This is a genomic window from Brevundimonas sp., assembly GCF_035999125.1.
GTDB lineage: Bacteria > Pseudomonadota > Alphaproteobacteria > Caulobacterales > Caulobacteraceae > Brevundimonas.
This window is the reverse complement of sequence record NZ_DASYGX010000004.1, coordinates 227,438-239,612: the sequence shown is the minus strand read 5'-3', so window position 1 is coordinate 239,612 and position 12,175 is coordinate 227,438. Positions and strand designations below refer to the sequence as shown.

The window sequence follows — 12,175 nt, the reverse complement described above, 5'->3', positions numbered from 1 at the left end:
GCCTATCGGACCTCTTCCACAAGATGTCCCAGACCGACGTCCGCCGCACGGCGCACCAGCTTCTCGTCCAGCGTCACGACCACACAAGCGCGACGCTCGGCGAGGGCCAGGTAGCTCGCGTCATAGGCCGAAAACCGATGACGTGCCGCCAGTTCGAAGGCCCGCGCCGCCAAGGGTTCGATGTCGATCGTCTCCGGCACGAGGGTCAGGGCTTCATCCACCGCTCTGGCCCCAATTTCCACGTCGGCTTCGCCTCTCCAGACCTTTTTCGCGGCGAGGCTCGCGATCTCCAGCGTCAGGAGGCTGGGGGCCAGGAGTTCGTGATCGCCCGCCAGGAATCGCCGCGCGACGTCGGACTTCGTTTCCTCGAACAGCGCGGCGCCGAGCAGCGAGGCATCGACGATCCGCTCACCGGGCATCGCGATCCTCCCGGATCAGATCCGCGCTGGACACCGAGGAGAGTTTGGAGCGACCGACGAAGCCGTCGAGGATGGATTTCCTACGTTCGCGCGCCGCTTCGTTGAGAAGCTGTGCCGCCGCTTCGGGCACGTCGATGCCGTACTCGCGGGCGGTGGAGGTCAGCAGTTGGCGTGCGGCTCCAGTCAACGCCGAGTCGGCTATCGTCAGTTGCTGACTGTGAGGTCGCTCTTCTCGGACGAACATGACCGCGTTCGCGGCGGCATCCAGCTTCGCTTTGCGCCCAGCCGACAGCCACGCGCGCGCCTGACTGTGAGTGTCGGTGTTGGCCCACCACTGGCGCTTGATCTTTTCGTCGTACGCCGAAGGCGGCAGGCGTCGGCCGAGCAGGCGCTCGATGTCCGCAAACGACAGGCGGACGACCGATTGGTTCGTGGAGGCTAGCTGCCTTTGCAAGGGTGCGTATACTGACATTGAGGTCTCCAAGATATTTTCTAGGTATATACCTCAATACGAAGGTATCCAATGTCTCTCTTCATCGACGGAGCTCCGGCCACCGCCGACGATCTGGCCCATCCGGCGCTGGTCAACCATGGCGCCTACACCTCGTTCCGCGTCGAGCACGGCGCCGCTCGAGGGCTGGACTTGCATCTGGTCCGGCTGGAGACCGCCTCCGTCGAACTGTTCGGACAGACCGTGGGCGAAGACCGCCTGCGCGAGCTCATGCGCGCCGCGCTCGGCGATCGTCGCGACGCCTGGCTGCGGGTCAGCCTGTTCTCGCCCGAGATTTCCCATCGGCAGGTCGCTTGGGTCGGTCGTCCCCGCGTCATGATCGGCGTCTTCGACCCGCCCTTGCCCCTCGGACCGCGTCGAGTCATGCCCGTCGCCTACCTGCGCGAAGCCCCGCATCTGAAGCACGTGGCCACCATGGGGCTGATCCGCGCCCGCCGCGCGGCGTCCCAGGCCGGCTTCGACGACGCCCTGTTCACCGACGCCGACGGCCGCATTCTGGAAGGCACGCTGTGGAACGTCGGCTTCGTCAAGGGCGACGAGGTCGTCTGGCCGGAAGGGCCCAAGCTCGAAGGCGTCGCCCAGGCCCTGATCCGGCGAAATCTCGCCGCCGTCGGCCTGATCCAGAACCATGCCGTCGTCCGTCTGTCCGACCTGCCGACGTTCCACCACGCCTTCCTGTGCAACAGCGCCACTCCCGCCGCCGCCCTGACCGCCGTCGGCGACCACGTCTTCGATCCGGCGCCGGAGGTCGTCGCCCGACTCGCCGCAGCCTGGTCGGCGGCCCCGCCGGAAAAAATCTGAGACCTTTTCCCGACGGCGTCCGCGAACCGGGTTATGATGTCGAACGCGGGTTCGCACGCCCGCCGGAATGTGCACCTTGTGCACTCGTCTTTTCTCGGGGACGCGTCTTTCGTTGGGGTCGATGGACTCTGTGGACTCAACGGACTCTGTTTTTTCGGTCGACCCGGCCCCCGGGCGGCACAGGGGAACCCCATGCGAATCGGGCTCTATCCCGGCACCTTCGATCCGATCACCAACGGTCACATGGACATCATCGGTCGGGCGGTGAAGCTGGTGGACCGTCTGGTCATCGGCGTGGCCCGCAACGACGACAAGGGTCCGCTGTTCAGCACCGACGAGCGCGTCGCCATGGTTGGCGCCGAGGTCGCCCATCTGGGAGCCGCGGTCGAGGTCCGGCCGTTCGACACCCTGCTGATGCATTTTGCCGAATCGCTGAACGCCGCGGTGATCGTGCGGGGCCTGCGCGCCGTGGCCGACTTCGAGTACGAGTTTCAGATGACGGCGATGAATCAGCGCCTGAATGCGGACATAGAGACGGTCTTTCTGATGGCGGACCCGCGTCACCAGGCCGTCGCCAGCCGTCTGGTCAAGGAGATCGCGCGTCTGGACGGCGCGATCGACAGTTTCGTCAGCCCCGGCGTCGCCGCCGCCGTCCGGGCCCGCGTGAAGAGGTGAGGATGAAGGTTTCGGCGTGGTTCATGGGGGCGGTCGCCGCCCTGACTCTGGGCGGGCCGGCCTCGGCGCAGGACGTCTGGCGCACCGTCGAGCCGGCGAACCTGCTGGTCATCGACACCGTGCATGGACGCATCCTGGTGGAGCTTGAGCCCCGCATGGCGCCGAATCATGTGGAGCGGGTGCGTACGCTCGCGGATCGCGGCTTCTATGACGGCGTGCCTTTCCACCGCGTCATACCGGGCTTCATGGCCCAGACGGGCGACCCGACCGGCACCGGCGCGGGCGGCAGCGACCTGCTCGACGTCAAGGCCGAGTTCGCCTTCCGCCGGGGCGCTCAGGACGGCTTCGTCCCCGTGCCGAACGCGGGCCCCGGCCTCGTCGGCCTCATGGGCGTCATGCCGGTTTCCAGCCAGCCGGACGCCCAGATGATGTTCACCGTGGATAAGAAGACTCCGGCCCAGGGTCTGTTCTGCCCCGCGACCGTCGGAATGGCCCGGTCCGGCCCGGTCGACAGCGCCAACAGCCAGTTCTACCTCATGACGGGCCGCAACGACCGGCTGAATGGAACCTACACGCCTTTCGGCCGGGTGGTTCAGGGCATGGAGGCCGTGCGCGCCATCAAGGCGGGCGAAGACGCCATGGACGGCGCCGTGCAGGGCGAGCCGGACCGCATGGTCCGCGTCCGCACCGCCGCAGCGATGCCGGCCGGTGAACGACCGACCGTGCGCGTGATGGATCCCTCAAGCCCGACCTATCAGGCCTCGATCGAGACGACGCGCGCCGCGCGCGGCGCCGCCTTCAACGTCTGCGACCTCATGCCCCTCGTGGAGGTGACGCCGTGAAGCGCCTGACCGCATCGCTGATCGCCCTCGGCGCGGCTTTGGCCGCCGGCCACGCCGCCGCTCAGGACCCCCGCCTCGGCGTCGTGCCTGGCGCGCCGGCCGTCGCAGTGGACGAGGCCGGGTGGCGCCGCGTGGCCCCCGAGAACCTGCTGCTGATCGACACGACCAAGGGCCGGATCATCCTGGAGCTGCTGCCCGAGGCCGCGCCCCTGCACGTGGAGCGCATCCGCCTGCTGTCGCGCCTCGGCGTCTACGACGGTCTCGTCTGGCACCGGGTCATCGACTGGTTCATGGCCCAGACGGGCGACCCGCTCGGCACCGGCGAGGGACAGAGCGCCTATCCGGACCTGGTCGGGGAGTTCACCTTCCGTCGTGGCCCCGATCTGGCCTTCACGCCCGTGGCGTCGCCGGCCGGCGCGGTCGTCGGCTTCCTGAACAGCCTGCCGGTTCAGACCCAGCCCGACGCCCTGATGCCCCTGACCTCGGACGGCAAGGTGCATGCCTGGGGGCTCTACTGCCCCGGCGTCGCGGGCATGGCGCGGGACGAGGATCCCGACACCGCCAACAGCCAGTTCTTCATCATGCGCCAGCCCTATCCGGCGCTCGACAAGCGCTACACCATCTGGGGCATGACGCTGGAGGGGCTGGACGTCGTCCGTGCGCTCAAGCCCGGGACCGACCCTTCCGGACAGGTCACCGAGCCGGACAGGATGGTCCGCGTTCGCGTCGCCGCCGATCTGCCTGAGGCCGAGCGTCCGGTGGTCCACGTCATGCGGGCCCAGGCCCCGGCGTTCATTGAAACGGTGGCCCAAACCCGCGCGGCGCGGGGAGCGGATTTCTCCGTCTGCGACCTCAGCCTGCCGGTTCAGGTCTCGCCCCCGCCCCCACCTCCGCCGCCGGGGGGCTGACCGCCGCGTCGCCGCCTCCGGCGTCGCCGAGACGGGGACGCCTGCCTTTCCTCGCGCATCTTCTGCAAAAGCAGCCCCTCGCGCAGGCCGCGGTCGGCCACGCGCACGCGCTCGCTGGGCCAGCCGCGCTGAACCGCTTCCAGGATCGCCGCGCCGGCCATCACCAGATCGGCCCGCTCCTGCCCGATGCAGCTGTCGGCGGCCCGCCCTTTGGGCCCCAGGTGCAGCAGCCGCGACGCCGCCGCCTCGCATTCCGTGCGCGTCATCCACAGCCCGTCCACCTGGTCGCGCCGGTATCGCTTCAGGCCCAGATGAACCCCGGCCAGGCTGGTGATGGCTCCCGACGTCCCGACCAGATGCCCCCGCCCGGCATGGAACAGGGCGGTCAGGTCCGGTGGACATTCCGCCGTCTCCAGCGCCCGCGTCATCGTCCCGACCATGGCCTCGAACCACGCCTCCAGCCCGTCGTCCGGCTCCGGATGGGCCTCGGCCAGGGTCACCACCCCGACCGGCGCGCTCATCCAGGCCACGGTCCGGAATCCCCGCCCGTCGCCGCGCATCCACGACAGCTCGGTCGAGCCGCCGCCCACGTCGATCACCAGCGCCGCCTCGGTGCGCGCGTCCAGCAGGTTGCGGCACCCCTCGACCGACAAGGCGGCTTCCTCCTCCGGCCCGATGATCCGCAGCTTCAGCCCCGTGCCGGCCCGAACCCGCTCGACGAACGCCGCGCCGTTCTCCGCCTGCCGGCACGCCTGGGTCGCCACGGCGCTGATCCGGGCGCCCTCGATGCCGCGCCGCGCCAAACGCTCGGCGCACAGATCCAGCGCCTCATAGGCCCGGTCCATGGCGGCGTCGTCCAGCCGGCCGCTGCGCGACACCCCCTCGCCCAGCCGCACGATCCGGCTGAAGCTGTCGATCACGCGAAAGCCTTCCCGCGCCGGGCGCGCGATCAGCAGGCGGCAATTGTTGGTCCCCAGATCGAGCGCGCCGTACAGGGGCGCCTCTCGACCGTCGCCGTCGCGGCGGGGGGACCGGGCGTCGCGCCGCGCGGGCGCGCCGTCGATCTCCGGCATGGCCGAACTTTCTTTGGGCGGTCCGAAGGCGACCCCCGTCGCCGACGACGATAGCGCGACGCACCGTCCGCGCAATGCCGACCCTGTCAGGAAGATGAACGACGCGCTCGGACGCGGCTCAGGCTTGGCCGTTCAGGATGCGACCATGACCGATGTTCCCACCGCCCGCTTCCGCCTCGGCCAGGCCGTCCGGCACCGGGATCACGCCTTTGCCGGCGTGATCGTCGACGTGGACGCCGCCTATGCCGGCCGTCCCGCCGACGTCGGGGACGTCGATGCGGCCCAGCCCTTCTACCGCGTGCTCGCCACCGGCGACGACGGCGGCTTCGTCGCCTATGCGGCCGAGGACGTTCTGACGGCCGCCGGCTCCCAGCTCATCGAACTGCCGGCCGGCTGGCTGCGCAAGGACGTGTCCGGCCGCCTGACGCCGGCCGCGCATCGCCTCCAGTGACGCTGGCGTCCGCCCGTCCGGACGCCTAGGTTCGCGGTCAGCGCGCCGCAGAGCGCGGAACGGCAGGAAAGAGCGTCCCATGTCCGACTTCGAACACGTTTTCGAGACGCCGCCCGAAGGCGCCGCCGAGGACTGGACGATCCCCCAGAACTGGGGCGCCTACAGCCCGGTCGAGCACGAGACCTGGAACACCCTCTACGCCCGGCAGATGAAGATCCTGCCCGGCCGCGCCGCCGACGTCTTCCTGAAGGGGCTGGACGCGCTGGACCTGAACACGGGCGGCATCCCGGACTTCGAGGTCATGAACCCCAAGCTGCAGGCGCTCACCGGCTGGACCGTGGTCTGCGTCCCGGGCCTGGTGCCCGACGAGGTCTTCTTCGACCACCTGGCCAACCGCCGCTTCCCCTCGGGCCAGTTCATCCGCAAGCCGGACCAGCTGGACTATCTGCAGGAGCCGGACATCTTCCACGATGTCTTCGGCCACGTGCCGATGCTGACGGATCCGGACTTCGCCGACTACATGGAGGCCTACGGCAAGGGCGGCCAACGCGCGGCCTCGCTGGGAATGCTCCCCAATCTGGCGCGTCTGTACTGGTACACGGTCGAGTTCGGTCTGATGCAGGACCCGGGCGGTCTGCGCATCTACGGCGCCGGCATCGTGTCTTCAGCGACCGAGAGCGTCTTCGCCGTCGAGGACCCGTCGCCCAACCGGATCGGCTTCGATCTGGAGCGCGTGATGCGCACCCTCTACCGCATCGACGATTTCCAGCAGGTCTACTTCGTCATCGATTCCATTGAGCGCCTGAAGCGCGAGACCCTGCAGGACTTCGGCCCGATCTACGCCCGGCTGAAGGACGCCGACACGATCCCGATCGACGCCGTTCTCCCAACCGATCAGGTCTTCACCCACGGCACCCAGGCCTATGCCGCGAGAGGCGGACGCTTCGCGGCGTAAGGAAACCCACATGTATCAGACCCGAACCGGTGCCTGCCATTGCGGCGCCGTGCGATTTGAGTGCGAAATCGATCTCGCCCCGGAAGGACGGCGTTCGGCTCAGATGCGGCCGGGGTCCTGGTACGCCTCGACCCTCAGGTGCAACTGCTCGTTCTGCGCCAAGACCCGGATTTGGAAGAGCCATGTGCCCGCCGAAGCGTTCCGACTCCTCCAGGGCGATGACCAGCTGACCCACTACCGCTTTGGCGAAGGCGGCATAGATCACACCTTTTGCAGGACGTGCGGAGTCTACGCCTTCGTATCGGCCTCGGAGGAGGTGATGGGCGGCGACTTCTACTGCGTGAACGTCGCCTGCCTGGAGGGCGTCACGCCCGAGGAGCTGGCGGAAGCACCGGTGCGCCACGAAAACGGCGCAGAGGACGATTGGGGCTCGGCGCCGGCGATCACGTCCTACATGTGACCTCCGCTCAGGTCCGCTGGTACGGATAGAAGTTCGACCCCAGCTCCAGGATTCCGGTAAGCTCGTCCAGCGCTGCGCGGCTCTCGGTCAGCAGGTCGGGATCGGCCAGGTCGCGCGCGACCAGTTCGTCGCGATAGTGCCGCTCGGCCCAGGCGATCAAGCGGTCGTGCAGGTCGGGCGTCAGCCGCATCGCCGGATTGGTCGCCGCCAACTCCGCCTCCGTCAGCACGACGCGCAGGCGCAGGCAGGCGGGGCCGCCGCCGTTGCGCATGGACTGGCGCACGTCGACGAACCGGACCTCTCCGATCGGACCGTTGGAGGCGATCAGCCGCTCCGTGACCGCACGGCTGGCCGGGTTCTCCTGCGTCTCGGTCGGGCAGACCAGCGTCAGCCGGTCCTGGCCCGGAACCTGGATCAGCATGGAGTTGAACAGATAGCTGGCGATGGCGTCGCCCAGCGGCAGGTCGGCGTTGGAGACCTCCACGAACACCGGCTCGAACCGGCCGTCTGCGGCGCGCCGGATGGCTTCATGCGTCGCGGCCGTGTCCTCGAACGCCAGCTCGTGATGGAACAGCACGTTCAGCGCGCCGACGCAGACCACGTCGTTGTGGAAGGTGCCGCCCGCGATGGCGTCGCGCGACTGGCGCGCCAGCACCGCGCCGCCGGCCCCGTGCCGGCGCATGACGGCGTCGGAGGCCTCGCGGGTCTGCCGGGCCGGGAACAGGCCGGTCCAGCCCTCCCACGCCTCGCGTCCCCAAACCATCAGGTTGACGCCCGGCGCTCCGTGCTCTGCGCACAGGCGCACGTGGTTGGCCGCGCCCTCGTCGGCCAGATGGGCGACGGGGGGCAGGGCGTCGTGAACGGCGAAACGGTCCGGATCGGGGAACAGGGCGTCCAGCGCCCGCGTCGTCTGCCGATGCTCCAGCGAGCGGTGGAGGTTGGTCACCAGATTGGCCGGGGTGAAGTGCACCCGTCCGTCGGCGCTGTCCGCGCTGGGCGTCACCGTCGCCGCGTTGGCGGCCCACATGGCCGAGGCGGAGCAGGCGGCGGCGGCGAAGGCGGGGGCGTCGCGCCACGCGTCCTCCAGCACCCGCGCATCCGACCCGACGAAGCCCAGCGATCTGAGAAACGGGATGTCCGGCCGCTCCTGCGGCGGCAGCACGAACTGCGGCAGGCCCAGATCGGCCAGCAGCCGCATCTTCTGCAGCCCCTGCAACACCGCCGCCTTCGGATTGGACGCCAGCCCCCGGTTCCGATCCGACGCCAGGTTCCCCGGCGACAGCCCCGCATAGGAATGCGTCGGCCCGATCAGTCCGTCGGCGTTGGCCTCGACGGCGTGTGTGGTCACGCCCGCAGACCCTTCATCTCGCCCTCGATGTTGCGGACCTCGCCGGCCTCGAAGCTGGCCACAGGATAGGCGCAGTAGTCGGCCGCGTAGTAGGCGCTGGGCCGGTGGTTGCCGCTCTGGCCCAGGCCGCCGAAGGGCATGTCGCCCGCCGCGCCGGTGGTCGGGCGGTTGAAGTTCACCACGCCGGCGCGGATGCGGTTGACGAACCGGTCCCACTTCGCCGGATCGTCGCTGACCAGACCGGCGGACAGGCCGTACTTCGTCCGGTTCGCCGCCGCGATCGCCTCGTCGAAGATCGGCACGCGCTGGACCGACAGGAAGGGGGCGAAGATCTCCTCATCCGGAACCTGCACGTCGGTGACGTCGATCAGGGCCGGTCTGACGAAGGCGTCGGACAGGCCCTCGACGGGCCCGGTGTCGCGGATCACCCGCGCCCCTAGGTCGATGCGCGCCTGCAAGGCCTCGCGCGCCTGCGACGCCGCGCGGGCCGAGATCAGGGGCCCGCCGAACGGCTCGGGTGAGCTGTTCCAAGGCGCATAGGTCAGCCGGTCCATGATGGCGGCCACGGCCTCGATCACGGCGTCGCCCTTCGATCCCGCCTCGACGATCAGCCGCCGCGCGCAGGAGCAGCGCTGGCCGGTGGTGACGAAGGCGCTCATCGCCACGATGCCGGCCACCGCCTCGGCGTCCTTGGCGTCCCAGACCACCAGCGGATTGTTGCCGCCCAGTTCCAGCGCCAGGATGACGTGCGGGTTCTCGGCGAACTGGCGCTTGAAGTGCGCGCCCGCGGCGCCCGAGCCGGTGAACATCAGGGCGTCGATGTCCTGGCTCAGCAGGGCCTGCCCCAGCTCGCGCCCGCCCTGCACGACGTTGACCACGCCCTCGGGCAGGTCGGCTTCGCGCAGGCACTCCAGCATCAGCTGCCCGGTCAGGGGCGCTTCCTCGGACGGCTTGAACACAACGGTGTCGCCGGCCAGCAGCGCCGGCACGATGTGGCCGTTGGGCAGGTGACCCGGAAAGTTGAACGGCCCCAACACCGCCGCCACGCCGTGCGGCCGGTGCCGCAGCACGGCGCGGCCGAAGCCGGTCGCGGTCTCGCGCTCGCCGGTCCGCTCGTCATAGGCGCGGATGGAGATGTCCACCTTGCCCTGCATGGCCGCCAGCTCGGCGGTGCTCTCCCACAGGGCCTTGCCGGTCTCGCGGCTGATGGCCTCGGCGATCTCCGGCGCGCGCGCCTTCAGCGCCGCCTGGTATCGCTTCAGGGCGTCGATGCGGAACTGCCGCGGCCGGTCGGCCCAGTCACGGAAGGCACGTCGCGCCATCACCGCCGCGCGCTCGACCTCGCCGAGAGAAGTGGCGTCGCCTTCCCAGACGACGTCGCCGGTCGCGGGGTCGGTGGAGATCAGTCGGGTCATCGGGTCAGCTCTTCACGCGGATCATGTCGCCGTCGCGCACCTTCAGCGCGGCGGCGGTTTCGGCGTCGATATGGGCATGGTCGCCCTCGATCGCCGCCTTCTGCCGCACGGCGCGGAAGCCGGCGACGCTGGCGGTGGAGATCAGGGCTGGCAGTTCGGCGTCGACCTGATCCACGATCCGCGCCGTCAGGGCCCGCGCGTCGCGCACCGTGCGGATGTCGTCGCGGCGGCAGGTGACGGTGGGACCGGCGTCGAAGATGTCGACCAGGCCGTTGGGCCGGAACCCTTCGGATTCCAGCAGGGCCATCGCCGGCACGCCCTGCGGATGCACCTTGCCGATCACGGCTCGCGCCGGCTCGGGCAGCAGTTCGACGTAGATCGGCTCGCGCGGGGCCAGATCGAGGATGAACTGCTTGTCGGTCGAGCCGGTCATCCGGTCGGCCTCGTCGAACTCCATGGGGAAGAACTTGTGCGCCACATGGTCCCAGAAGGGGCAGGCGCCGTCGGGCGTGAACACGCCGCGCAGCTCGGCCAGAACGGTCTCTGCGAACAGATCGGGCTGGGCCCCGATCAGCATGTAGCGCGACTGGCTGAGCAGCCGTCCCGCGCCGCCTTTCCTCCGGTCCGCCTTCAGGAACAGGGACCCGACCTCGGTCCAGCCGGTGCATTCGTTGACCAGCTTCAGCGTCTGATGCTCCAGCCGCACGCCCAGGCTGGGCGACGACTGCGTCGTGTTCTGGACCCGAAAGCTGAAGAAGGGCCGCTTCAACCCCACCGTCGCCTTGACCGAGCCCACGCCGTCGACGTCGCCGGTGTCGGTCTCCTCCAGCATCAGCGTGTACCAGGCCTGCTCGCGCGGCACGGCGCCCGCGAAGCTGTCGCGGCACAGGTCCAGCCGCTCCGACAACTGGTCCGGATCCTCCGGCAGGCTGGTGAAGCCGGGCCCGGACAGGATGGCCAGCTCCAGCAGGAAGTCGAGGTCGGCGGGGCCGGCGGGACGGACGACGAGCATGCGGGTTACGCGGTCTCCAGACGAAGGCGTTTCAGGCGGGCGGCGTCGATCTCTCCGGACGCGACGCGGCACAGGATCAGGGCGCTTAGCCGGGCCCGTTCGGCGAAGCTGTCCGGCCAGGCGAACTCCTGGTCCGAATGGATGTCGCCGCCGACGACGCCAAGTGTGTCGACGTTGGGCAGGCCGGCGGCGTGCAGGTTGTTGCCCTCGCACACCCCGCCCGACGGCTTCCAGGCGATCTTCTGGCCCAGCAGGGCGCCGGTCGCGCGGACGGCTTCGAACAGCTCGGTCTGGGCCGCGTCCATGGGCTTCGGCGCGCGCGTCATGCCGCCATGCAGGTGCAGCGACAGGCCGGGCAGGGGAGGGGCGCCCGCGATCTCGCCGATCGCGTCCGTCACCCAGGCCGCGGACTGGCTGTCGGGAACGCGCACGTTGAACCGCACCACGGCCCGATCGGCAATGACGTTCAGCGCGCCGCCTCCGGAAATCTTCGCCACATTGACGGTCACGCCCTCGCGCCGACCGTTCAGCTCGTGCAGGCGCGCCGCGACGAGCGCCGCGCCGGCCACGGCGTTGGCTCCCTCATGGAAGGCCCGCCCCGCATGCGCCGCCTTGCCGTGGACCACCAGATGGAAGTTGCCGCTGCCCTTGCGCGCGCCCGCCAACGTGCCGTCCGGCAGGGACGGTTCGTAGGTCAGGCCCAGATGCCCCCGCGCCCCCAGTTCGGCCAGCAGCGGCGCCGAGCCGGGCGAACCGATCTCCTCGTCCGGCGACAGCAGCACGGTCCAGCCGACTCTCTCTCGCCCCGGATGGGTCTCGAACGCCTCCAGCGCCCCCAGCATGACGGAGATTCCGCCCTTCATGTCGGCGATCCCCGGCCCGTTCAGGGCGCCGTCCGCACGGCGCGCCACGGACTGGAACGGGGACTCGGCGGGGAAGACGGTGTCGTAATGGCCGGTCAGCACGATCTGGATGGGCGCAGCCGGCCGACAGGCCAGCTTCAGCGCCGGCGCGTGCGGCCGCGCCACCACCTCGCCCTGTTCACCGACCGTGACGGAATCGGCCGTCGCCACTCGTTCGACGGCGCAGGGCAGCCGCGCCGCCTCGGCCTCCAGCAGGTCCAGCATCCGCGCCAGCCCCGCCGCATGGCCGCTGCCGGAGTTCACCTCGGCCCAGCTCACCGCGCGCGCCACCAGCCGCTCGGCGTCGGCCGTCGCCCGGTCGAGCACGGCCTGTTCGAATGGGGAAAACGACATGCCAGGGGCTTAGCCGTCCCGGCGGCAAAGGTGAAGCGAAGCCGCTTCG

At 69.9% G+C, this 12,175-nt stretch carries 14 protein-coding genes; 7 read left to right on the top strand and 7 right to left on the bottom strand.

Annotation, left to right across the window (positions count from 1 at the left end; genetic code table 11):
• Positions 1–2: 2 nt before the first annotated feature.
• Together VGN45_RS02830 and VGN45_RS02825 are read right to left on the bottom strand one after the other, a co-directional pair.
• On the bottom strand, positions 3–419 hold the full coding sequence (locus VGN45_RS02830; RefSeq protein WP_327459082.1) for a type II toxin-antitoxin system VapC family toxin: 417 nt from the start codon (positions 417–419) through the stop codon (positions 3–5).
• Positions 409–891 (bottom strand): DUF7662 domain-containing protein, encoded by a 483-nt coding sequence (locus VGN45_RS02825; RefSeq protein ID WP_327459080.1) that lies wholly within the window; start codon positions 889–891, stop codon positions 409–411. Before VGN45_RS02825 ends, VGN45_RS02830 begins: the two co-directional genes overlap by 11 nt.
• Positions 892–942: 51 nt before the next feature.
• Here VGN45_RS02825 and VGN45_RS02820 point away from each other — a divergent pair, with 51 nt between their 5' ends.
• The 4 genes from VGN45_RS02820 to VGN45_RS02805 all read left to right on the top strand — a co-directional run bounded on the left by VGN45_RS02820 (position 943) and on the right by VGN45_RS02805 (position 4,156).
• The gene (locus VGN45_RS02820; protein WP_327459078.1) at positions 943–1,731 is read left to right on the top strand and encodes an aminotransferase class IV; all 789 of its coding nucleotides are present in this window, start codon (positions 943–945) and stop codon (positions 1,729–1,731) included.
• Positions 1,732–1,923: 192 nt separating this feature from the next.
• Positions 1,924–2,406 (top strand): pantetheine-phosphate adenylyltransferase, encoded by a 483-nt coding sequence (coaD, locus tag VGN45_RS02815; protein WP_327459076.1) that lies wholly within the window; start codon positions 1,924–1,926, stop codon positions 2,404–2,406.
• Between the two features lie 2 nt (positions 2,407–2,408).
• Positions 2,409–3,248, top strand: coding sequence for a peptidylprolyl isomerase (locus tag VGN45_RS02810; RefSeq protein WP_327459074.1), 840 nt, complete (start codon positions 2,409–2,411; stop codon positions 3,246–3,248).
• A complete protein-coding gene (locus VGN45_RS02805) occupies positions 3,245–4,156 on the top strand; it encodes a peptidylprolyl isomerase (RefSeq protein ID WP_327459072.1) in 912 nt (303 codons plus the stop codon). The genes VGN45_RS02810 and VGN45_RS02805 overlap by 4 nt, the downstream gene beginning before the upstream one ends.
• On the opposite strand, the gene VGN45_RS02800 is transcribed toward VGN45_RS02805, so the two are convergent.
• Positions 4,114–5,229 (bottom strand): Ppx/GppA phosphatase family protein, encoded by a 1,116-nt coding sequence (locus VGN45_RS02800; RefSeq protein WP_327459070.1) that lies wholly within the window; start codon positions 5,227–5,229, stop codon positions 4,114–4,116. The two genes, VGN45_RS02805 and VGN45_RS02800, sit on opposite strands and share 43 nt — an antisense overlap.
• Before the next feature lie 145 nt (positions 5,230–5,374).
• On the opposite strand from VGN45_RS02800, the gene hspQ reads away from it, so the two are divergent.
• The 3 genes from hspQ (at position 5,375) to VGN45_RS02785 (ending at position 7,095) form a co-directional block, all read left to right on the top strand.
• Positions 5,375–5,680 (top strand): heat shock protein HspQ, encoded by a 306-nt coding sequence (gene hspQ / locus VGN45_RS02795; RefSeq protein ID WP_327459068.1) that lies wholly within the window; start codon positions 5,375–5,377, stop codon positions 5,678–5,680.
• A 79-nt stretch (positions 5,681–5,759) separates the two neighbouring features.
• Positions 5,760–6,635, top strand: a complete 876-nt coding sequence (gene phhA / locus VGN45_RS02790) for a phenylalanine 4-monooxygenase (protein WP_327459066.1) — start codon at positions 5,760–5,762, stop codon at positions 6,633–6,635.
• Positions 6,636–6,645: 10 nt separating this feature from the next.
• Complete coding sequence (locus VGN45_RS02785; RefSeq protein ID WP_327459064.1) at positions 6,646–7,095, top strand: GFA family protein; 450 nt, start codon at positions 6,646–6,648, stop codon at positions 7,093–7,095.
• Positions 7,096–7,102: 7 nt separating this feature from the next.
• On the opposite strand, the gene astB is transcribed toward VGN45_RS02785, so the two are convergent.
• From astB to VGN45_RS02765, 4 genes are read right to left on the bottom strand one after another with little or no spacing between them, the layout of a single operon-like run.
• Positions 7,103–8,443, bottom strand: coding sequence for an N-succinylarginine dihydrolase (astB, locus tag VGN45_RS02780; RefSeq protein WP_327459062.1), 1,341 nt, complete (start codon positions 8,441–8,443; stop codon positions 7,103–7,105).
• Entirely contained in the window at positions 8,440–9,858 is a 1,419-nt protein-coding gene (gene astD / locus VGN45_RS02775; protein WP_327459060.1) for a succinylglutamate-semialdehyde dehydrogenase, read from the bottom strand. Before astD ends, astB begins: the two co-directional genes overlap by 4 nt.
• Positions 9,859–9,862: 4 nt before the next feature.
• Positions 9,863–10,870, bottom strand: a complete 1,008-nt coding sequence (locus VGN45_RS02770; protein ID WP_327459058.1) for an arginine N-succinyltransferase — start codon at positions 10,868–10,870, stop codon at positions 9,863–9,865.
• Between the two features lie 5 nt (positions 10,871–10,875).
• Entirely contained in the window at positions 10,876–12,126 is a 1,251-nt protein-coding gene (locus tag VGN45_RS02765) for a hydrolase (RefSeq protein WP_327459056.1), read from the bottom strand.
• Between the last annotated feature and the right edge of the window lie 49 nt (positions 12,127–12,175).

Coding starts and splice junctions, on each gene's coding strand:
- VGN45_RS02765 (WP_327459056.1), bottom strand. CDS start 12,126: ATGTCGTTTTCCCCATTCGAACAGGCCGTGCTCGACCGGGCGACGGCC.
- VGN45_RS02785 (WP_327459064.1), top strand. CDS start 6,646: ATGTATCAGACCCGAACCGGTGCCTGCCATTGCGGCGCCGTGCGATTT.
- coaD (WP_327459076.1), top strand. CDS start 1,924: ATGCGAATCGGGCTCTATCCCGGCACCTTCGATCCGATCACCAACGGT.
- VGN45_RS02810 (WP_327459074.1), top strand. CDS start 2,409: ATGAAGGTTTCGGCGTGGTTCATGGGGGCGGTCGCCGCCCTGACTCTG.
- VGN45_RS02825 (WP_327459080.1), bottom strand. CDS start 891: ATGTCAGTATACGCACCCTTGCAAAGGCAGCTAGCCTCCACGAACCAA.
- VGN45_RS02770 (WP_327459058.1), bottom strand. CDS start 10,870: ATGCTCGTCGTCCGTCCCGCCGGCCCCGCCGACCTCGACTTCCTGCTG.
- VGN45_RS02820 (WP_327459078.1), top strand. CDS start 943: ATGTCTCTCTTCATCGACGGAGCTCCGGCCACCGCCGACGATCTGGCC.
- VGN45_RS02800 (WP_327459070.1), bottom strand. CDS start 5,229: ATGCCGGAGATCGACGGCGCGCCCGCGCGGCGCGACGCCCGGTCCCCC.
- hspQ (WP_327459068.1), top strand. CDS start 5,375: ATGACCGATGTTCCCACCGCCCGCTTCCGCCTCGGCCAGGCCGTCCGG.
- astD (WP_327459060.1), bottom strand. CDS start 9,858: ATGACCCGACTGATCTCCACCGACCCCGCGACCGGCGACGTCGTCTGG.
- phhA (WP_327459066.1), top strand. CDS start 5,760: ATGTCCGACTTCGAACACGTTTTCGAGACGCCGCCCGAAGGCGCCGCC.
- VGN45_RS02830 (WP_327459082.1), bottom strand. CDS start 419: ATGCCCGGTGAGCGGATCGTCGATGCCTCGCTGCTCGGCGCCGCGCTG.